We start from the raw sequence: 20,059 nt of genomic DNA, 5'->3' as shown, positions 1-20,059 counted from the left end.
TGCGGGCGGCGGCGCGCGTCACCCCATTCCGGTGCCTGACAGGGATCGGCGCGGGACCACCCCAGGTCCACCCCAGGACGACCACAGGAAAGCCACAGGGTCCCCGCTTTCGGGGATCAGGCCCGTCCGCGTGCCCGTCGCGACACCACCGCGCGCAGGACGCGCCGTCCCTCCGTCGACACCGCCAGCGCCTGCCGCAGTCCGCCGCCGCCATGCCCGGCGAGCAGTTCCAGGACGGCGGTCTGGCGCCGCAGTTCGGCCGCGACGAGGGGCGAGATGCCCTCCGTATCGCCTGCGCGGTGGGAGTCGACCGAGGACGGGCCGGCGGCGGAGGCGTCCAGCAGCCGGTGGATGCGGAGGGCGGCGACGGAGCAGTCGTCGGCCCACGCGCGCATGCCGGCGGCGGACCGGGTGGCGGGGGCGGTGGCAAGCATCCGCCGGGCGAGGAGGGTGGCCTCGCCCTCGGCGGAGGCCGCGGGAGTCGCCGGAGGGGCGCCCGGACGGTCCGCGTCGGCGACGGCGGGATCCTCGGGGCCGAGCTTGAGCCGGACCTGTTCCAGGCGGGTCGCCCATTCCTCCGTGTCGGTGCCGTCGGCGAGGCTGGCCCAGAGGGGGCGCAGGATCTCGTCGTCGCCTCCCAGAAGAGACACGCACCGATCCAAACAAGCCAGTCCACTGGCCGTCAGACCACGCTCGTCGGCATCGGCGATCAGTTCCACCAGGCTCATGCACGCCTCCCTCCGAGGGCGCCATCCCTTACGGAGCCCGTACTTTCCCCTACTGCGTGCAACGTACCCGGAGCGTCACAGCGGGAGAACACCAAGTCGGTCGAGGAACCGGAAGAACAGGTTTTCGGCCAACGGGTCGGGTTCCGAAGTCAGTACGTCGAGGAGCGGCCCGGCGTTCACCGTGTGGCCGGCCTCGGCGGCCCAGTCGACCGCGCGTTCGGCGGCGTCGCCGGGTTCCAGGAAGTAGTCGTCGATCGTGAGCCCGCCCCCGTCCTCACCCTCGTGCTCACCCTCGCCGTCGCCCTGCCCGGCACCCAGGTAGCCGGCCATGGCGCCGCGCGCCAGACAGGTGGTCCACGCCCCGCTCGCGGGCGCCGCCGCCTCCAGCACCACACAGTGGCTGTCCATGACGTACCCGAAGAGCGCGGGAGCCCCGGTCTCCATGGCGAGCGCGTTCATGCTGCCGACGTCACCGTCGCCGCTCGGGTACTCCCACACCTGCCAGCCGTCGTCGCGCCGTTCGCGCGAGGTCAGTCCGTCGCGCACCGCGCGCAGGGCGTCGGTCTCCGCGAGCGGCTGCTCGCTCCTGCCCACGATCAAGTAGCCCCAGTAACCCAATGCCATCCCCCTGGCGTTTCGGCTCTGCTCGCTGTCCCCGCGCCGAATACACCACAGACACCCGCGAGTTGGCCAGGGATCCGACAATCGAGCGTTCAGACGCCCGCGGCGACGGGGCCGTGCAGCGCCTTCTCGTTCTGCATACGGGTCAGCCGGAGCACGACGAGGATCGCGAGCACGGCGGCCACGATGTCGACGACGTCCGAGAGCAGCATCTGGCCGGCGGCGTCCTGGATCTCCTCGACCGTCTCTGCGCGGCTGGACGCGCTGAACGCGAGCCGGCTGGTGACGAGCGTGGCAAGCCACAGCGTCCACCAGGCATTGACGAGCGCGTGCGAGGCGCGGGTGCCGACGGGGCTGCTCGCGTCCCAGATGTCCAGCATGATCCGGCGCGGGAACCACAGGCTCACGACCGGTACGAACCAGCCCCAGCCCGCCCAGCCGCGCTTCTTGCTGTGCCCGAACGGGTTGAACACCTCGGCGTTGACCCGCACCCGCAGGAACCAGACGAGGTAGACCACGATGGCCGCGACGAAGGACACCGCCTGTGCGACTCCGGCGGCGGCGTAGAGCGAGTCCGCCTGCTCGGCGTCGTCCTGGAGGTCGTCGTAACCGTCGTAGGCGAGACCGTCGTCCGCGAGGGAGCCCGTCACGTCGTACATGGTGAAGTCGGCGTAGACGGCGAAGAGGTCGACGGCGATGACCAGGCCGAGCAGTGCGGCGACGGCCTTGCCGAGTCCGACCGGCGAACGCAGCCAGGCCGGTCCGTGCGGCTGGACGACGGGGCCGGTGGGTGCGGGCGGCGCCGAGGCCACGGGCCGCGACGCGAACGCGCGCCCGGAGGTGGGCTCGTCGGCGGCGTCGGCGCAGTCCCAGCACAGACCCTCGGGAGTGGCGGCCGTGGACAGCTTGCAGTGCTTGCAGAACATGTGGATCCCCCGGAAACAAGAAGCCGGGCGCCGTCCCTCCCCAGGACCACGCCCGACATACGAATACGCGTGCTACTCGTGCGGAACCTACGGTTCTCCGGGCCCGTACGTCCAGCCGTTTCAGCCCAGCCTGCCCGCCAGCTTCTTGAAGTCGGTCCAGGACAGCGGCGCCCGGGCCCGGGGATCCCACAGCTTCTGCACGGTCGCCCGCAGCGGCAGCCGTATTCCGGCGGCCACCTGGTTCTGGGTCTGCGATCCGGCGAGGTCGCACCAGACGGCGAAGACCCCGCCGAGTATCTGCCCGTCGTACGAGGCGGAGACGGCCGTACTGCCGCGCAGCACCCGCGGGGTCCACTGCTTGTAGATCCGCTCGCCGGTCGGATAGACGAAGGTGTTCGGCTGCCCGAGCACGTAGTAGAGGTACTCGTCGTTGTAGTTGACGACCTTGCGGCCCGCGCTCAGATAGGCGGTCGGCTGCCGGGCGCCGATCTCCTTTCCGGTCCAGTAGGCGACCTGGATGTTCTTGCCCGGCTGGACCGAACTCGACTTGTAGAAGCCGTCGTTCCAGGCGCGTACGTTCGTCCGGTTGTGGGCGCGGACGGTGGCGGCGCGGTCGTTGAGCCAGCCCGTCGCGAGGTCGGAGACGCCGGCGCCGGCGCCGTACTTCTCGGTGGCCGCGGCGGCGAGCTGGGGGTAGGAGGCTGCCGGGTTGGACACCGCCAGGGCCCGGTACTCGTCGCCGCCGAGGTGCCAGGACGCGCCCGGGAAGAGATCGGCGTACTCGCCCAGCAGGTCGTCGACGATCTTCGCGGCCCCCGGCCGGGAGATGTCGATCGCCCCGCGTGCCGCCGTGCCCTGCGCGTTCTTCAGCTGGAGGTCGGGGTGGGCGGCGAGGACCGCGCCCAGGTGTCCCGGGGAGTCGATCTCGGGCACGACGGTGATGTGACGGCTCGCGGCGAGGGCGAGGATGCTGCGGACCTCGGCCTTGGTGAGGTGGTCCCTGGAGACGACCTCCGGGTGCGTGTCGGAGGCGATCCGGAAGCCCTGGTCGTCGGAGAAGTGCAGGCCCAGCTCGTTGAACTTGAGGTCGCCCAGCTCGCGGACGCGGTCCTCGATCCAGGCCGCCGTGAAGTGCTTGCGGGCGATGTCCAGCATGAACCCGCGCTGGGGCTTGGCGGGCCGGTCACGCACGACGCCCTCGGAGGCGGTGCTCCCGGCGGCCACCTCCTGCTTGAGGGTGCGGGTGCCGTAGAAGACGCCGGCTTCGGCGGGGCCGGCCACGGTGACCCGGCCGCTCCTGACGGTGAGGGTATAGGACTCGGGGCCCTTCGCCGCCTGACCCGGGTCGAGCTTGAGCTGGACGTCCCCGGCACGGGGGGCGGCAGTCCCGCCGTACGTCATCCGCAGCTCACCGGCGAGCAGCTTCCCCTCGTCGGCGAGGCCACCGGCGGTGACGACCACCCGGGCGGTCGAGGCGGGGCGCCAGCCCGGACCCCGGGCAGGTACGTGCTCGCGTACGGCGGGGATGGTGCGGGGGGTCTTGGAGAGCGGGTAGACACGGGCGGGAGACGGCGAGGGCGAGGCGGGGGAAGAGGCGCGGGACGCGGTGGACGCGGAGCTGTCCGCTCCGGCCTCGTCCGAGGTGCGCACCGCGCCGGTGGACGCGATGTCGCTGCCGGTGTCGGAGCCGGTGCCAGTGCTGCCGACCGGCCAGAGGGCGACGGAGACGCCCACCGCACCGGCCGCGACGAGAACACCGGCCCCGAGAAGCAACCCGGAACCCTGCCCGTACGTCTTCCTCCTCGGACCCCGTTTCCGCTCAGGAGCCCGTCGCCTCCGGCCGGTCACCGGTTCCCACCTGCCAGTGCCTCACGTATCGCCCGCATGCCACGCACCTCCTGGATCGCCTCCACCTCTGCACCTTCGACCCCACCTCACCGGGATCGTCCACCGTACGTTCCGAAACTATCCCGTTCGGGTGAAATTCAGACCTCCGCCGGACAGCTCCTGACCACTTCTCGATAATGTGAGCGGCACCTCTCCACCCGCGTCTCACACTCCGACCCGAATCTCCGAGGACTCACGCTGCCCGCGCACCGTCTTCCCCAATTCTCCGGCCCGCTCGCCATGCCGGCACAGACGCGCACCGAGTCCCCCTCTCCTACGCCGCAGAGCCTGGCACGGTTCAACACCGACCCCGCCGAGGACATCGAGCGCGCACTCCTCGCCTGCCTGCGCAGTCTCCGCTGGGCCCACCGACTCACCGACCACCGTCCCTATCCGGACCTGGACTCCCTGCTCGCGGCAGCGGACGAGGCGGCGTACGACCTGACCCCGGGCGACCTCTCCGAGGCCCTGGCCGCCGAGGCGCTGCCCGCACTGCCCGACGGGGTGTACGCGGCGGCCCACACGGCCCTGGGGGCGGCGCATGCGGCGTACGAGGCCAGGTTCGGGCACGTCTTCGTCATCTGTCTGGACGCCACGCCTCCGACAGAGGTCCTGAACACGATCCTGGCTGCCATCCGGTCACGTCTGACCAACGATCCGGAGGAAGAGCGGGTCGTGGCAGCAGAGGAACTCCGGCGCCTGGCAAGAGAACGGCTGGGGAATTGCCTAAGGGGCGCGGGGCTGCAACATATTGCGGCTCCGCCGCGGGGCGCGACCAGCCACATCTGACCCGCACCCGGCGGACAACCCGCGAACCCCTCCCCCCGTGGCCGCACCCAGTAGCCCGTACGAGCCTGTTTGATCACATCGGTAGGCCCGCTGTAAGCGTTCCGACAACACGTCGCTACGATGGCGAGGGCCGGTGGACCGTACCCGGCCGGGCCCGTCCGACACCGAAGCCGGCGCGGCCCCAATCCCCGCTCCCGGAGGGTTTTCCGTGCCGGCTGGAACGCTGTACCGCGGCCGGGAAGGAATGTGGTCCTGGGTGGCTCATCGAGTCACCGGCGTCCTCATCTTCTTCTTCCTGTTCGTACACGTCCTGGACACCGCTCTCGTCCGTGTCTCTCCCGAGGCCTACGACAAGGTTGTGGCCACGTACAAGACGCCGATCGTCGCCGTGCTGGAGTACGGCCTCGTCGCCGCCATCCTCTTCCACGCGCTGAACGGCCTGCGCGTCATCGCCGTCGACTTCTGGTCGAAGGGCCCGCGCTACCAGAAGCAGATGCTGTGGACCGTCGTCGGCCTGTGGGTCGTGCTGATGATCGGGGCGATCTACCCCGTCCTCGGCCACGCCGCTCGTGAACTGTTCGGGAGCTGACGCACATGGCGACGACTGAATCCACCGCCTCGGGCATCGGCCCCGTCGAGGGCGCGGGCACGTTCGCGGGGTACGACGCCGACAACCCGGCGCCCCTGATCGAGGCCCCGCGCAAGCGCACGAAGAAGACCCCCAAGTCCACCCGGGGCAACTTCGAGATGTACGGCTGGCTGTTCATGCGGCTGTCCGGCATCGTCCTGGTCGTGCTGGTCCTGGGCCACCTCCTCATCCAGCTGGTGCTGGACGGCGGTGTCTCCAAGATCGGCTTCGCCTTCGTGGCCGGCCGCTGGGCCTCGCCGTTCTGGCAGGTCTGGGACCTGCTGATGCTGTGGCTGGCGATGCTGCACGGCGCCAACGGCCTGCGTACCGTCATCAACGACTACGCGGAGCGCGCGAACACCCGACTGTGGCTCAAGGGCCTGCTCTACACCGCCACGGTGTTCACGATCCTGCTGGGCACGCTGGTGATCTTCACCTTCGACCCGAACATCCGCTAGGCCACCGGGTCACAAGGGGCTGAGGTAATTCTGATGAAGATCCACAAGTACGACACCGTCATCGTCGGCGCGGGCGGCGCCGGTATGCGCGCGGCCATCGAGTCGACGAAGCGCAGCCGTACCGCCGTACTGACGAAGCTCTACCCGACCAGGTCCCACACGGGCGCCGCGCAGGGCGGCATGGCCGCCGCGCTCGCCAACGTGGAAGAGGACAACTGGGAGTGGCACACCTTCGACACGATCAAGGGCGGTGACTACCTGGTCGACCAGGACGCCGCCGAGATCCTGGCGAAGGAGGCCATCGACTCGGTCCTCGACCTGGAGAAGATGGGCCTGCCGTTCAACCGCACGCCCGACGGGACGATCGACCAGCGGCGATTTGGTGGCCACTCCCGTAACCACGGTGAGGCGCCCGTCCGCCGCTCCTGCTACGCGGCCGACCGCACCGGTCACATGATCCTCCAGACGCTGTACCAGAACTGCGTGAAGGAGGGCGTGGAGTTCTTCAACGAGTTCTACGTCCTGGACCAGCTGATCGTCGAGGTCGACGGTGTGAAGCGGTCGGCCGGCGTCATCGCCTACGAACTGGCGACCGGTGAGATCCACGTCTTCCAGGCGAAGGCCGTGATCTACGCGTCCGGCGGCTGCGGCAAGTTCTTCAAGGTGACGTCGAACGCGCACACGCTGACGGGTGACGGCCAGGCGGCGGTCTACCGTCGGGGGCTGCCGCTGGAGGACATGGAGTTCTTCCAGTTCCACCCGACCGGCATCTGGCGCATGGGCATCCTGCTGACGGAGGGCGCCCGCGGTGAGGGCGGCATCCTCCGCAACAAGGACGGCGAGCGCTTCATGGAGAAGTACGCGCCGGTGATGAAGGACCTGGCGTCGCGTGACGTCGTGTCCCGCTCCATCTACACGGAGATCCGCGAAGGGCGTGGCTGCGGCCCCGAGGGCGACCACGTCTACCTCGACCTGACGCACCTTCCGCCGGAGCAGCTCGACGCGAAGCTCCCGGACATCACCGAGTTCGCGCGCACCTACCTCGGTATCGAGCCGTACACGGACCCGATCCCGATCCAGCCCACCGCGCACTACGCGATGGGCGGCATCCCGACGAACGTCGAGGGTGAGGTGCTGCGGGACAACACGACCGTCGTACCCGGGCTGTACGCGGCCGGCGAGGTCGCGTGTGTGTCGGTGCACGGCGCCAACCGCCTCGGCACGAACAGCCTCCTCGACATCAACGTGTTCGGGAAGCGGGCCGGTATCGCGGCGGCGGAGTACAGCCAGAAGGCCGACTTCGTCGAACTCCCCGAGAACCCGGCCGAGTTGGTGGTCTCCCAGGTGGAGCGCCTGCGCGAGTCCACGGGCACGGAGCGGGTCGCCGCACTGCGCCTGGAGCTCCAGGAGACCATGGACGCGAACGTCATGGTGTTCCGTACGGAGCAGACGATCAAGACGGCGGTGGAGAAGATCGCGGAACTCCGCGAGCGCTACCTGAACGTCTCGATCCAGGACAAGGGCAAGCGGTTCAACACCGACCTCCTGGAAGCAATCGAGCTCGGCAACCTCCTGGACCTCGCCGAGGTCATGGCGGTGTCGGCCCTGGCCCGCAAGGAGTCGCGCGGCGGTCACTACCGCGAGGACTACCCGAACCGCGACGACGTCAACTTCATGCGCCACACCATGGCGTACCGCGAGGTGGGCGACGACGGCACCGAGTCCATCCGTCTCGACTACAAGCCGGTCGTCCAGACCCGCTACCAGCCGATGGAGCGTAAGTACTGATGGCAACCCCTGTTCTGGACAAGGCGGACGCGGCCGGCGAGCCCGAGCCCGGCTTCGCCGACTCCCCGTACATCACGGTCACCTTCCGCATCCGCCGCTTCAACCCGGAGCTGGCGGCCGAGGCGGTCTGGGAAGACTTCCAGCTGGAGATCGACCCGAAGGAGCGCGTCCTCGACGCCCTCCACAAGATCAAGTGGGACCAGGACGGTTCGCTGACGTTCCGTCGTTCCTGCGCGCACGGCATCTGCGGCTCGGACGCCATGCGGATCAACGGCAAGAACCGCCTTGCCTGCAAGACCCTGATCAAGGACATCAACCCCGCCAAGCCGATCACGGTCGAGCCCATCAAGGGCCTGACGGTCCTGAAGGACCTGATCGTCGACATGGAGCCGTTCTTCCAGGCGTACCGCGACGTGATGCCCTTCCTCATCACGAAGGACACCAACGAGCCGACGCGCGAGCGCTTCCAGACGGCCGAGGACCGGGAACGGTTCGACGACACCACGAAGTGCATCCTGTGCGCGGCGTGCACGTCGTCGTGCCCGGTCTTCTGGAACGACGGCCAGTACTTCGGCCCGGCCGCGATCGTGAACGCCCACCGGTTCATCTTCGACAGCCGTGACGAGGCGGGCGAGCAGCGCCTGGAGATCCTGAACGACCGGGACGGCGTCTGGCGCTGCCGGACCACGTTCAACTGCACGGACGCGTGCCCTCGCGGGATCGAGGTCACGAAGGCCATTCAGGAAGTGAAGAGGGCGCTGATCACTCGGCGGTTCTGATCTCCCGGGTCTACTCGACGACCTCCGGTGGCCGTGCTTCTGTTTCGACGGAAGCACGGCCATCGGGCGTTTGGCCGCCGAGCACTTCGGCCTTGCGGTGATCACGGCCACACGCCCTTCGATACCCACCAGTACCACTAGGAACTTGGTCAACTCCCGTTACAGACTGGGCACATGACCATCCTGAGGAAATCGATCGCAGCACTGTCGGCGGCCGCGGCCACGGCGGCCACGCTGCTCGCGATACCCCCCACCGCCTCGGCAACTCCCGTCCACGACACGGCATATGGCCAACGTCCCCTCGTACGGGAGAACTTCGACCACCTTCCCCTCGGCCCGGTGACCGCCGGCCGCGGCTGGACGACGGACACCTCCAACGGCACCCTGACCGTCGCCCCGAGTTCGACCGGCAAGGGCCGCGAACTCCGCATCCGGACGCAGGGCAACGGCCGCGCGTTCGTCGTCATCCCCAACCTCTCGGCGCCCGGCAACAGTTACTGGGCCCGCCTGCGCCTGCGCGTGGACGCGTTCCCCACGGCGCCCGACTGGGCCCACTGGACGATCGCGGAGGCCTCCGGCACCGACTCCCCCACCCTCGTACGCCCGTTGGGCGGCCAGTACGCCCCGACGGACAAGGGCAACTTCTGGGGTGTCGGCTCCGATCTGGGCCCGACGGGCGACTGGACGTCGTGGAAGACGACGGCACCGGCGGAGGCGGACAAGTGGCAGTGCGTGGAGTTCCATCTGGACGCCGCGGACAGCCGGGTCACGGTGTACTTCGACGGGGTCGAGCAGTCGGACCTGACGGTCGACGCCACCCATCACGGCGGCGCCCAGGACTCGGACTTCGTCTTCCCGACGTTCGACAAGCTGAAGCTGGGCTGGCAGTTGTACCAGGGCGACCCGACTCCGTCGTCGTACGACGTGCGGATGGACGACGTGGTGGTGAGTCCGGGTCGCGCGGGCGGGTGCTGAGAGAGCCATTGAGAGTGGCGTGACCCGGTGAAGGGGGGTGAGGCGGGCGGGCGCCCTGCCTCACCCCCCTTCGCCTCACTCCGGCTTCAGCCGAGGACGAGCGGGATCGTGGCAGCAAGCTCGTCGCCGAGGGCGGCCGTCTCCGCCTCCGTGGGTGTACGGCGTCCGGTGCCGACCAGCAGGGCGTCGGTGTCGGAGAACGCGGCGGGGAACGGGGTCCCGGCGATCGCCTCCAGCAGGGCGCGGGCCGCCGCGAGTGTCTCGGCGGGCGGCAGCCGCGCGGGGTGCGGCAGACGCGCGATCAGGTCCAGGTGATGCAGGGTCCATTCGAGGACGTACGCGGAGAGGTAGTCCTCGACGGTCAGGACCTCGTCGCGGGTGCTGACGCGGGCGGCGGGATCGGCGAGTCGGGCAGCTCGGCCGGCGGCGGAACCGACGTCGTCGAGGTGGAACTTGAGGAGCGCCGGGTCGCCGTAGGCGGCGGCCAGTCGGGGGATCAGAGCGTCGAGGGGATCGTCGCCGGTCGGGGGTTCGGTGAGGACGTCCCAGTAGGTGACGGCGTCAACGGTCGGTTCGGCGTCGGGGGCGGGCGTGACAAGGGTGATCAGGACGTCCTGGGCGTCGATGACCAGGTGACAGACCAGGTCACGTACCAGCCAGCCGGTGCATCCGGAGGGGCGGTCGAAGTCCTCGTCGGGGAGTTCGGCGATGGTGGTGAGCAGCGCTGTCCAGGAGTGTGAGAAGAGGTCCACGGTCCGGGACCGTAGTGGCGAACCTGAACGGCGGACAAGCGTATTCGGGCGGGTCGGTTCTCGTACCCGGACGGTTGGTACGGGTTACCCGAACGGTTCGAGGTTCAGCGGAACTGACATGATCGGCCCGACGTGTCATGAACAGAGCGACCTCTGGGGAGAGGTCGAGGGGGAGGTCCGCAGCGATGCGCACCATCACAGAAGGCGTGCTGGAGTCCAGCCGGTGCCCTGAGTGCGATACGGGGATCCAGGCGGACAGCCGTTTCACCAAGTGGTGTCCGGCCTGCGACTGGAACGTGGATCCGGGTGGTCCCGAACCGGCAAAGGGCAGGCTGGAGGCGCTGCGCCGCACGCTGGCGCGGCGGCACGGCGAGAAGCTGCTGGCGACGATGAGTACGGACGCGCCCGGGGAGCAGCGGGCTCGTCGTGACGCGTACGGGGTGCTGGCGTATGTCGTCGCTCTGCTGATCCACGGGGTGACGGCAGTGCTCGCCACGACCGGGATCTGGTGCGTGGTGAGCGGCTGGGGCGGACTCCTCATGGTGCCCGGGCTGTTCCTGTTGCTGCTGGGCTGGGGGCTGCGCCCCAGGCTGAACCGGCTCCCCAAGGACGAGGACAACGGTGCAGTCCTGCGCCGACCCGACGCGCCCGAACTGTTCGCGCTGATCGACGAGGTCGCCGAGGTGTCGGGGACCAGAGGCGTGGACGCCGTGGCGGTCAACGCCGACACGAACGCGAGTGTACAGACGTACGGCCTCCGTGGCCGCCTCCTCACTCTGGGCCTCCCGTTGTGGGAGTCCCTGACTCCCGAGCATCGAATCGCCCTGCTGGGGCACGAGTTGGGCCACTACAGCAACGGGGACACGCGGCGTGGGCTGGTGCTGGGGACAGCGTTCCGCTCACTGGGCCTCTGGCTCTTCTACCTCTCGCCGATACCCAACCCGACCGCCGTCCAGATGATCACCAACCTGGCATACATCGGGCCCCGCCTGCTCGTCCAGGGCGTACTGATGCTGCTCGACACTCTCACCCTGCGCTCCACGCAGCGCAGCGAGTACCTCGCCGACTCGGCTGCGGCGCGGGCGGGTTCGACAGAGGCAGCGGTCGGCCTGATGGACCGGCTCCTCGTCGTCGACTCCATCGACATCACTCTGCGCCGCGAGGTGAACAGCCGGCAGCTGCGGCGGAGCGGTCAGCCCCGAGGTACCGAAGGGGAGGGTCTGTGGGAGGAGTTGGCGGCGCATATCGCCTCCATCCCGGAGTCCGAGTACGAACGTCAGCGCCGCGTGGGCGCGTTGCGCGGCCACAGTGTCGACGCGACCCATCCGCCCACCCACTTGCGACGGCGGCGGCTGCTCGACGTGGGGCCTGTGGCGGGGGTGGTTGTCGCGGATGAGGAGCGGAGCGCCCGTATCGCCGGCGAGTTGGCGGGGGCGCGGGGGACTGTGGCTCGGGAGGTTGTCAGGGACGGGGTCGACGGGGTGTAGGCCTTGGGCCATTGTCAGTGTTGCCTCATAGAGTCCCGTCGTGTCCAAACCACTCCATGAAGATCGCGAACGGCTGCTGAACGAGCTGCCGCCCGGCCACCTGGTGGGCCCATCCCAGGATCCGCACCCTGTGGTGTGGCTGAGCGACGGGCCGGTCCGGGGCGCGGCCGACTGGTGGGAGCGGCTGTACTCCAGACATTCCGAGACCGGTCTGTACCCGCTGCTGCTCGAATACCCGGACGACTCGTTCGAGCCCGTGGAGGGCGACTACGGGGCGGGGTCGGGTATCGATGCTGCTTCCTACCTACGGCGTGCATGGACGGAGGATGCCTGGCCGCCCTTCAAGGAGTGGCCGGGCCTAGCAGCGCCTGCCGCATCGGTGACGGACGTCGCCCTGCCCGCCGCAGAACTCGCCACCGCGCTGGTCCGTAGCAGTCGGGCCCAGTGTCTGGCACTTGTAGAGGTCTCCCGGGGCGCCGACGCGCCCGCCGCCCTCAACTGGGCCGGACCGGCCAACCACATAGACGTGCAAGAGCTGTCGGCGGTGCTCCGCTCCTGGGAGGACCGGTTCGCGGTCCGTGTCGTGGGTTTCGGGCACGCCAGTCTCCACGTCTCGGTCGCCGCTCCGCCGACGGACATCGACCAAGCCCGTGTTCTGGCGGCCGAGCACTACGTTGCCTGCCCGGACTGGTTCTACGTGGAACCGTCCATGGACTGGGAGACATACCCGGAGGAGCTCATGAAGCGCCGCGAATGGGAGTTCTGGTGGGACTGACGTCGGCCTCTGCCGACTGCATATTGCATCCCCGCTTCCGAGACTCGACTTACACCCTTTCCATAGGAAGAGCATCGAACTCGGAGTACTCAAGGCGTTGCTCCTCGGAAACATTCCGTCGATGCGTGCTGGCCGCACTGGCGTATTCCCGCTTACTCGATTCCGCTCCGGCTAGCGTGAACCGAAAATATCATCCAGCCTCGACGACCAGCCGACGTCCGCAAGTTCCGCATCGACAAGAAGATCACGCCAATCGGTCTCCATTAGTCGAATCGCATCAAGAAGCTTATCGACACTCCCGTTGGCCAGAACCACGACAGCGGCTGCGATCCTCTCGCTGGCAGCCTTATGAAACACCCTCAGCTCCGCCTCCTCCAAGAGCGAGATGACCGAACTCGCCTCGACTCCATATTGATCTACAATTACACTATAAATGCGACTCGTGACTGCCATGAATATCCCCCACGAAAATACGGCACCCAACCCTCCAAGCGTTGCCGTATTCCCTTTTATTGGCAAAGAAAATAAACGGGCTTACGGTACTTGATTACCCCTTGAAGCAATTCGCAATTACCCCCAACTGTGGTCCATTTTCCCTGTGGTGGTCCAGGCCTGGACCACCGCCCACAGCTGCCACCCCAACGCCACGTTCTACAACGGCAAGGGCTCCAACGGGGGCGGTACGCACGAGGCACGTGCCGGCGTTGAGTCCGATACCTGGGGCACCTCGCGCTCACACTTCAACATCGAGTTCGCCAAAGCCCTCATGGGGACGAAGATCACGAGCGCGAAGCTGACCGTGCTGGAGACGTACTCCTGGTCGTGCAGCGCCCGTTCGAGCCGACCAGGACAACGTCAGCATGCTCCACGTCCTCGGCACCCCGGACGTCAATGGCGACACCGTCCCCGACCTCTGGGCCATCCGCGCCGACGGCTCCGTCCGCTTCTACGCCGGCGGCAGGGCCGCGGTGGTCGCGGGCTCCGGGCGGGAGGTGCTCCCCGCGAAGGACTACTGGAAGAACCGGATCGCCGTCGGATGACCGCTTGACGCGTCCCGAATACGTCGTCGAGGGCCCCGTTTCCGCAGGAGACGGGGCCCTCTCGCCTGCCAGGCACACGATCGGGTGACCCGGCGTGAAGGGGACACGCCGGTTCCTCCCGGCCTACGATGATGGCCTCGACACCGGCCCAACGGGAGGCACCTGATGTCCGCAACAGCTGCCGAGCAGCCTCACGGCGACCGTCCGCTGATCGCGGAGGCGAACCGCCTCATGGAGCGCAATCCGGGCTACTGCGTCGAGATCATCGGAGGCCTGATCCTCGTGTCCCCGCCCCCGGACCTCCCCCACGCACGTGCGCTGGCCAGGCTTACGCGCCCGTTCGTCGCAGCCGGCATCGACGGAAGCGAGACAGAGGTACTCCAAGGCGTCGGGCTGTGGTTGCCCAGTGGCACCGAGGATTACGCCATCCCTGATCTCGTCGTCGTCGACGCCGACATCGAAGAGCACTACGTAGAGAACAACTGCTACGAGCCAGTGGCGTTCCAACTCGTCCTGGAAGTCACCTCCAGCAACTGGAAGGCCGACCTGCAGACCAAGGTCACCGCCTATGCAGCCGCCAAGGTGCCCGTCTATGTGGTCGTCGACCGCAAGCACCAGCGCCTCCATGTGCTCACCAACCCCGAGGGCAACGCCTACACCACCCACCGCATCCACGCCCCCGGCGAGATCGTCACCCTCCCCGACTCGATCGGCGCCAAGGTCAGCCTCGATGTCGCCGAGATCCTCGACGCCGGCCAGCCGAAGCGGACTCCCTGAACCTGCACGTCACAGCGCCCGTCTGCCCGCCCCAGCCTCCCCGGATTCCGCCGACCATCCCCTTACCCTGACGCCATGTCAGATGACGAGTCGTACGAACTGCTCGGTTTCGACAACGTGCTGCTGCCCGTCGGTGAGCTCGCCGAGGCGGTCGCCTTCTACGAGCGTGCCGGGTTCCGTGTCACCGCTCGGGTCGACGAGGCCGGGATCGCCGTGCTGAGGGTCGGTGCCGAGACCCCGGGGCTGCTGCTGCGGGTCGAGGAGGCGCTCGGGCACCGGGCGCCGCCGTGGGCCTCCCCCCGGATCTGGCTGGAGGTGCCGGACGCCAAGGCGGCGGCCCGCGCCCTCGCCAGGGCCGGCATCACCCCGCTCGACGCCCCGCTCTCCGTGGCCACGGGCTGGACCGTCGAGATCGCCGACCCCTGGGGCAACGTCATCGGCTTCACGGACTACACGAAGCGGCCGGAACTCGCGCGGTCATAGGCGCGGGGAGTCATGAACCCGGGCGGCGGTTGATCGCCGTCAGGTCGATGTCGATCTCGAAGGGGACGGTCAGCTTCAGGCGGTCGTGGAAGATGCCGGTGAGGGCGTAGGACTTGGTGGCGGGGTCCAGTTCTTAGACGTAGACGACCGGGAGCCCCTTGTCCGCGTCCTGCTCGACCCGCCAGAAGTGGAGCACCCCGGCCGCCGCGTACTTGCGGGGCTTGGCCTCTCGGTCGCGTTCGCGGGAGTCGGCCGAGACCACCTCAACGGCAAGGACGATGTCCTCCGGCTCATACCAGGTCTGATTCGGACCAGTAACCGCCTCCGCCGAAAAAACCACAATGTCCGGCTCCGGCCGATTCCTCTGGTCCAGCCTGACCGCCATTTTCCGGTCGACGTCCAGATGCGCCGGCGTCTGAGCCAGCAAGGCGTTGTCCAACAGCCGCATCGTGCGACTGTGAAACCGGGTCTGGGCACTCGTGAAGACAAGACTCCCGTCGATCAACTCCGTGTGCGGCGGGAGGCCCGGAATCCGGTCGAGGTCGTCCGCGGTCCAGCCCTCGGCGGGCGGGATCGGCCAGCGGTACGGCGGCTCGCCCGCCATCTCGTCCTCGGATACGGCGCTCATCAGTGCTCCCATGCGACGGAGTCTCACCTGTCCGCTCAGCGTACCCAGCATGGACGGCCAGGGCGCCACCTGATCGAGGTACCCACTCACGGAACACCGGTGCGCATCGTTCGGGTCACCTCGAACGCCACTTGAACATGTTCAAAAACAGGCCTACAGTCTCCCCCGTAAGAACTTTTGAACGCGTTCAAGTCGTTCAGGAAGCTCGGGGACAAGGACGAAGTCATGGACCTCACAGTCGTCGCATACGTCATATACCTGCTGGTCAGCGTCGCGCTGACCGTCTGGGTCGCGCGGACCCTCAGCAGCAACGGGAAGGTTTTCCTCGCCGATGTGCTGCGGGGGAACGAGAAGCTCGCCGAGGCCGTCAACCATCTGCTGGTCGTCGGGTTCTATCTCGTCAACCTCGGGTTCGTGGCCCTCTACCTGAGCGGTGACGGGGACATCGCCAGCACCCGGGAGGTCTTCGAGGCGCTCTCGACCAAGCTCGGTGTCGTGCTGCTGGTGCTCGGTGTCATGCACCTCGCCAACGTGTTCGTCCTCAGCAAGATCCGTCGGCGGGGTGTCATGGAGCGGGAGCAGGTACCGCCCGTAGCGCCGCAGGGCTGGGTCGCCCCCACGGCCGGGGCGTGACCACGATGAGCCACATGAACGCGGTGGGGTCGGGGGACACCACCGCCCGCGCGGACCGGGACGCCACGGGGGGCGTTCCGGTCCGCCGGCTCACCGTCCTGTACGACGCCGACTGTGCCCTGTGCACCTTCGTGCGCGGCTGGCTCGTACGGCAGCCCCAGCTGGTGCCGCTGGAGATGGTTCCGGCGGGGTCCGGGCAGGCGCGGGCGCTCTTCCCCGGCCTCGATCACGCCGCCACCCTCGACGACATCACCGTCGTCGGTGACTCCGGTCAGGTCTATCGCGGCGCCGGTGCCTGGGTCGTCGTGCTGTGGGCGTTGCGCGAGTACCGGCCGCTCGCCCATCGGTTCGCCACCCCGGCCGGGGCCCGGCTCGCCAAGGGTGCCGTTCTCGCCGCCGCCAAGTGGCGCGGCAGTCAGTGGGGTACTGGCGGAAGTGGCCGCCCCCTGTACCGGCGGGCCGACGGATGGTCGTACGATCCGCGCTTCGGGTGGGTCCACACCCCGCCCGGCACCCCGCCCGGCTGTGACAGCGGCACCTGTTCCACTGGTTAGGCTCCTTCCGTGTCAGCAGCGAAAGACCGCCCCGAATCCCCTGAGTCCTCCGGTTCCTCCGAGTCCTCCGAGCCCTCCGCTCCTGCTCCCGCCAAGAGTGAGCAGACCCGTGCGTTGATCCTGGAGACGGCCATGCGGCTGTTCAAGGAGCGCGGGTACGACAAGACGACCATGCGGGCCATCGCTCAGGAGGCCGGGGTCTCCGTCGGCAACGCGTACTACTACTTCGCCGGCAAGGAGCACCTGATCCAAGGCTTCTACGACCAGCTCGCCCGCGAGTACCAGGTGGTCGCGCGGGAAGTCCTGGACCGGGAGACGGAGTTGGAGGCCCGGCTGGCCGGGGTGCACCGGGCCTGGCTCGATGTGGCCGCTCCCTACCACGAGTTCGCCGTGCAGTTCTTCAAGACCGCCGCCGACCCGAACAGCCCGCTCAGCCCTTTCTCCGCCGAGTCGGAACACGCCCGCGTGCAGGCCATCGACGTGCACAAGGAAGTGCTCGCGGGCTCGAAGGCCAAGGTTCCGGAGGAACTCCGGGACGTGCTGCCCGAGTTGATGTGGCTGTCCCAGATGGGCATGGTCATGTACTGGATCTACGACCGTTCGGAGGGCCGTGAGCGCACCTACCGGCTCGCCGGACGCGGCGCCCGGCTCACCGCCCGCGGGGTGTCCCTGGCCCGCTTCCGGGTGCTGCGCCCGCTCGTCCGTGAGGTCCACGACCTGTTCAGCGACTTCCTGCCGGGAATGACCAACGCCCTTCCCGAGGAGTCCGAGGAGTCCGGGAAGGGCGAACAGGTCAAGTAGGCGCCGGGCGCGGTCAGTTCACCGCGTCCACCTCGTCCGCTCCCTCCTCCGACGACTCCGTCAGCTCCACGTCGTACACCAGCGGGCCGTCCTCCACCGTCACCTGTCGGGCCCGCGAGCCGTACGAGACCGCTGTCGCCGCAAGCAGGTAGGCGCCCGGGGCCGGGACGGTGAGGATGTACGAGCCGTCCGCCAGGGACGTGACCCGGTCCAGTTGGCGTCCGCCCTTCGAACGAAGGGTGACCGTCGCGCCCTCGACCGGCGTGCCATCCGTGTCACGTACGAAACCGTGGACCGCCGAGGCGCCGCCCGCAGGCCCGCCGGGTTGGCCTGTCTCCGGCTCCTCCTTCGGTTCCACCGCCAGATGCGGCAGGCGCTTCTCCAGGCCCGCCGGCAGCCACCAGTTGGCGTTGCCGAGCAGGTGCATCGCGGCCGGCACCAGGGCCGTACGGAGGATGAACGCGTCCAGCGCCACCGCCGCCGCGAGGCCGATGCCCGCCATGGCGCCCTCCATGTCGCCGCTCAGGACGAACGCCGAGAAGACGCAGATCATGATCAGGGCCGCGCAGTTGATGACCCTGCTCGTTTCCGCCAGGCCGACGCGGACCGCCCGGGCGTTGTCCTTCGTGTGGACCCACTCCTCGTGCATCCGGCTCACCAGGAACACCTGGTAGTCCATCGAGAGGCCGAAGAGGAGGGAGAGCATGATGACAGGGAGGAACGCCGTGATCGGGCCCTCCTTGCCGATGCCGAGCAGTTCCGTGCCCCAGCCCCACTGGAAGATCGCGACCAGGACGCCGAAGGAGGCCGCCGCCGCTATCAGGTTCATCAGCGCGGCGGTCAGGGGGACGATCAGGGAGCGGAACGCCACCATCAGGAGCAGGAAGCCCAGCGAGATGATCGCCGCCACGAAGTACGGCAGGCGGTCGCCCGTCACCGCCGCGAAGTCCTTGAAGATCGCCGTCACCCCGCCCACGTGGGCCTCGGCCCCGGAGGCCGGGATGACCTCGTCGCGCAGGCGGTCGATCAGCTGGTCCGTGGCCTTCGACTGGGGGGACGTCGTCGGGACCACCTGGATCACCGTGATGCCCTGGGACGGGGGCGCCGCCGCTGCCTGCGCCACGCCTTCCGTCGTACGGATCGTCGAGACCAGCGCGTTCGCGTCTCCCTCGGCCACCACCACCTGGAGCGGGCCGTTGAAGCCGGGGCCGAAGCCCTCCGCCAGCAGGTCGTACGCCTGGCGGGTGGTCGTCGACTCCTGGTGGTTGCCCTGGTCGGTCGCGCCGAGGCGGATGGAGAGGACGGGGAGCGCCAGGATCAGCATCGCCAGCAGGGCCAGCGCCGCTGTCGAGCGCGGGCGCCTTTCGACGTACGACGACCAGCGCGCCGCCGGCCCGCTCGCCTCGGCCGACTCCGGTCCCGTCGCGGCCAGTCGGCGGCGCTGCCTGCGGCTGAGGACGCGCATGCCGAGGAGGCCGAGGAGCGCCGGGAGGAGGGTCGTCGCGGCGAGGACGCTCAGGACGACGGTGAGGGAGGTCGCGATGACCACGCCGTCCAGGAAACGCATGTTCATCACCAGCATGCCGGCGAGGGCGATGCACACCGTGCCGCCCGCGAACAGCACGGCCCGGCCAGAGGTGTTGAGCGCCGTCACCGCCGACTCCTCGGGCTTCAGGCCGCGCAGGATGCCCCGGCGGTGCCGGGTGACGATGAAGAGCGCGTAGTCGATGCCGACGCCCAGGCCGATCAACGAGCCGAGCAGCGGGGCGACTTCGGGGACGTCGGTGACATGGCTGAGGAGGGAGGTGGCCATCAGGCCGGTGCCCAGGGCCGCGATCGCGACGACCAGCGGCAGCAGCATCGCGAAGAGGGAGCCGAAGGCGAGGAACAGGACGACCGCCGCGGCCAGGATGCCCACCATCTCGGCGATGCCGGTGGGCGGTTCCTGGGTCCTGGTGATCGCCTGGCCGCCCAACTCGACCTGGAGTCCGTCGCGTTCGGCGGACCGGGCCGTGTCGACGACGTCCTCGACCGTCTTCTTGGGTACGCCGTTCGCCTGCTCGGTGAAGGTGATCTGGGCGTAGGCGATCCGCCCGTTCTCGCTGATCCGGGCCGCGCCGGCGGCGCCGTCGGCGTACGGGCTGGTGACCTCGCCGACGCCCGCCATCTTCCCGATCTCCGCCAGCTTCGGCTCGATCCGGGACCGTACCGACTCGTCGCGTACCGAGCCCTCGTCGACCTTCCACACGACCGTGTCGGTGTCGCCCGCGGCCTGCGGGAAGGCCTTCTCCATCAGGTCGTACGCACGTGTGGAGTCCGTGTTCGGGAGGGAGAACGTGTTCGCGTAGTCCGTGCCCGCGGCGGAGCCCGCGAAGCCCAGTCCGAACACGGCCCCCACCCATATCAACAGGACCACCAGCCGGTGCCGATAGCACCACCGCGCCAATGCCGCCACGCTCAACACCCCTTGTTCATCAGGTTGGTCGGTTCGGTTGGTCCCCCAGGTCCTGGGCAACAGGATTGGTGGCGACGCGCGGGCGTGGACACCGG

At 68.7% G+C, this 20,059-nt stretch carries 21 protein-coding genes and 2 pseudogenes; 15 read left to right on the top strand and 8 right to left on the bottom strand.

The genetic code is table 11. The annotated features are described in order from the left end of the window. Positions 1-116 precede the first annotated feature (116 nt). The 4 genes from OHN74_RS27565 to OHN74_RS27550 form a co-directional block, all read right to left on the bottom strand. Positions 117-728 (bottom strand): hypothetical protein, encoded by a 612-nt coding sequence (locus OHN74_RS27565; protein ID WP_327697271.1) that lies wholly within the window; start codon positions 726-728, stop codon positions 117-119. A 75-nt stretch (positions 729-803) separates the two neighbouring features. Continuing rightward, the gene (locus tag OHN74_RS27560) at positions 804-1,346 is read right to left on the bottom strand and encodes a hypothetical protein (protein WP_327700300.1); all 543 of its coding nucleotides are present in this window, start codon (positions 1,344-1,346) and stop codon (positions 804-806) included. A 95-nt stretch (positions 1,347-1,441) separates the two neighbouring features. Further along, the gene (locus OHN74_RS27555; protein ID WP_327697270.1) at positions 1,442-2,275 is read right to left on the bottom strand and encodes a DUF4328 domain-containing protein; all 834 of its coding nucleotides are present in this window, start codon (positions 2,273-2,275) and stop codon (positions 1,442-1,444) included. Between the two features lie 120 nt (positions 2,276-2,395). Continuing rightward, a complete protein-coding gene (locus OHN74_RS27550; RefSeq protein WP_443060456.1) occupies positions 2,396-4,123 on the bottom strand; it encodes a beta-N-acetylhexosaminidase in 1,728 nt (575 codons plus the stop codon). A gap of 279 nt (positions 4,124-4,402) precedes the next feature. On the opposite strand from OHN74_RS27550, the gene OHN74_RS27545 reads away from it, so the two are divergent. From OHN74_RS27545 to OHN74_RS27520, 6 genes are all read left to right on the top strand, one after another. After that, positions 4,403-4,951 (top strand): 2-oxo-4-hydroxy-4-carboxy-5-ureidoimidazoline decarboxylase, encoded by a 549-nt coding sequence (locus tag OHN74_RS27545; RefSeq protein ID WP_327697268.1) that lies wholly within the window; start codon positions 4,403-4,405, stop codon positions 4,949-4,951. 208 nt (positions 4,952-5,159) lie between these two features. Beyond that, positions 5,160-5,540 (top strand): succinate dehydrogenase, cytochrome b556 subunit, encoded by a 381-nt coding sequence (gene sdhC, locus OHN74_RS27540; protein ID WP_105973587.1) that lies wholly within the window; start codon positions 5,160-5,162, stop codon positions 5,538-5,540. Between the two features lie 5 nt (positions 5,541-5,545). Next, positions 5,546-6,037 carry a succinate dehydrogenase hydrophobic membrane anchor subunit gene (locus OHN74_RS27535; RefSeq protein ID WP_164322300.1) on the top strand — a complete coding sequence of 164 codons (492 nt, stop codon included), beginning with the start codon at positions 5,546-5,548 and terminating at the stop codon, positions 6,035-6,037. Between the two features lie 33 nt (positions 6,038-6,070). Continuing rightward, positions 6,071-7,825: a succinate dehydrogenase flavoprotein subunit gene (sdhA, locus tag OHN74_RS27530; RefSeq protein ID WP_327697267.1), complete on the top strand. Its 1,755-nt coding sequence runs from the start codon at positions 6,071-6,073 to the stop codon at positions 7,823-7,825. Then, positions 7,825-8,604 (top strand): succinate dehydrogenase iron-sulfur subunit, encoded by a 780-nt coding sequence (locus tag OHN74_RS27525; protein WP_327697266.1) that lies wholly within the window; start codon positions 7,825-7,827, stop codon positions 8,602-8,604. The genes sdhA and OHN74_RS27525 overlap by 1 nt, the downstream gene beginning before the upstream one ends. 174 nt (positions 8,605-8,778) lie before the next feature. Beyond that, complete coding sequence (locus OHN74_RS27520; RefSeq protein WP_327697265.1) at positions 8,779-9,579, top strand: hypothetical protein; 801 nt, start codon at positions 8,779-8,781, stop codon at positions 9,577-9,579. Positions 9,580-9,665: 86 nt separating this feature from the next. Here OHN74_RS27520 and OHN74_RS27515 read toward each other — a convergent pair whose 3' ends face one another. Next, on the bottom strand, positions 9,666-10,331 hold the full coding sequence (locus tag OHN74_RS27515) for a maleylpyruvate isomerase N-terminal domain-containing protein (protein ID WP_327697264.1): 666 nt from the start codon (positions 10,329-10,331) through the stop codon (positions 9,666-9,668). A gap of 185 nt (positions 10,332-10,516) precedes the next feature. On the opposite strand from OHN74_RS27515, the gene OHN74_RS27510 reads away from it, so the two are divergent. Together OHN74_RS27510 and OHN74_RS27505 are read left to right on the top strand one after the other, a co-directional pair. Next, positions 10,517-11,818, top strand: coding sequence for a M48 family metallopeptidase (locus OHN74_RS27510; RefSeq protein WP_327697263.1), 1,302 nt, complete (start codon positions 10,517-10,519; stop codon positions 11,816-11,818). A gap of 40 nt (positions 11,819-11,858) precedes the next feature. Then, on the top strand, positions 11,859-12,593 hold the full coding sequence (locus OHN74_RS27505) for a DUF4253 domain-containing protein (protein WP_327697262.1): 735 nt from the start codon (positions 11,859-11,861) through the stop codon (positions 12,591-12,593). A gap of 171 nt (positions 12,594-12,764) precedes the next feature. Here OHN74_RS27505 and OHN74_RS27500 read toward each other — a convergent pair whose 3' ends face one another. Then, positions 12,765-13,046 (bottom strand): hypothetical protein, encoded by a 282-nt coding sequence (locus tag OHN74_RS27500; protein ID WP_327697261.1) that lies wholly within the window; start codon positions 13,044-13,046, stop codon positions 12,765-12,767. 154 nt (positions 13,047-13,200) lie between these two features. On the opposite strand from OHN74_RS27500, the pseudogene OHN74_RS27495 reads away from it, so the two are divergent. The 4 genes and pseudogenes from OHN74_RS27495 to OHN74_RS27480 all read left to right on the top strand — a co-directional run. After that, positions 13,201-13,431: pseudogene (locus tag OHN74_RS27495) on the top strand (hypothetical protein); the annotation flags it as partial. Between the two features lie 22 nt (positions 13,432-13,453). Continuing rightward, positions 13,454-13,633 carry a hypothetical protein gene (locus OHN74_RS27490; RefSeq protein WP_327700475.1) on the top strand — a complete coding sequence of 60 codons (180 nt, stop codon included), beginning with the start codon at positions 13,454-13,456 and terminating at the stop codon, positions 13,631-13,633. A 165-nt stretch (positions 13,634-13,798) separates the two neighbouring features. Continuing rightward, positions 13,799-14,410 (top strand): Uma2 family endonuclease, encoded by a 612-nt coding sequence (locus OHN74_RS27485; protein ID WP_327697260.1) that lies wholly within the window; start codon positions 13,799-13,801, stop codon positions 14,408-14,410. Positions 14,411-14,485: 75 nt separating this feature from the next. Next, positions 14,486-14,893, top strand: a complete 408-nt coding sequence (locus OHN74_RS27480) for a VOC family protein (protein WP_327697259.1) — start codon at positions 14,486-14,488, stop codon at positions 14,891-14,893. Positions 14,894-14,903: 10 nt separating this feature from the next. On the opposite strand, the pseudogene OHN74_RS27475 reads toward OHN74_RS27480, so the two are convergent. Then, positions 14,904-15,521: pseudogene (locus OHN74_RS27475) on the bottom strand (Uma2 family endonuclease). 225 nt (positions 15,522-15,746) lie between these two features. On the opposite strand from OHN74_RS27475, the gene OHN74_RS27470 reads away from it, so the two are divergent. The 3 genes from OHN74_RS27470 to OHN74_RS27460 are packed head-to-tail and all read left to right on the top strand — an operon-like array spanning position 15,747 to position 17,509. Then, a complete protein-coding gene (locus OHN74_RS27470) occupies positions 15,747-16,154 on the top strand; it encodes a hypothetical protein (RefSeq protein ID WP_327697258.1) in 408 nt (135 codons plus the stop codon). A 14-nt stretch (positions 16,155-16,168) separates the two neighbouring features. After that, positions 16,169-16,708 (top strand): thiol-disulfide oxidoreductase DCC family protein, encoded by a 540-nt coding sequence (locus OHN74_RS27465; RefSeq protein ID WP_327700299.1) that lies wholly within the window; start codon positions 16,169-16,171, stop codon positions 16,706-16,708. Between the two features lie 9 nt (positions 16,709-16,717). Further along, complete coding sequence (locus tag OHN74_RS27460; RefSeq protein ID WP_327697257.1) at positions 16,718-17,509, top strand: TetR/AcrR family transcriptional regulator; 792 nt, start codon at positions 16,718-16,720, stop codon at positions 17,507-17,509. A gap of 13 nt (positions 17,510-17,522) precedes the next feature. On the opposite strand, the gene OHN74_RS27455 is transcribed toward OHN74_RS27460, so the two are convergent. Continuing rightward, complete coding sequence (locus OHN74_RS27455; protein WP_327700298.1) at positions 17,523-19,955, bottom strand: MMPL family transporter; 2,433 nt, start codon at positions 19,953-19,955, stop codon at positions 17,523-17,525. Positions 19,956-20,059: the final 104 nt, after the last annotated feature.

The organism is Streptomyces sp. NBC_00459 (genome assembly GCF_036013955.1).
GTDB lineage: Bacteria > Actinomycetota > Actinomycetes > Streptomycetales > Streptomycetaceae > Streptomyces.
Note: the sequence above shows the minus strand (reverse complement) of the source record. Positions and strands in the feature narration are given on the sequence as shown.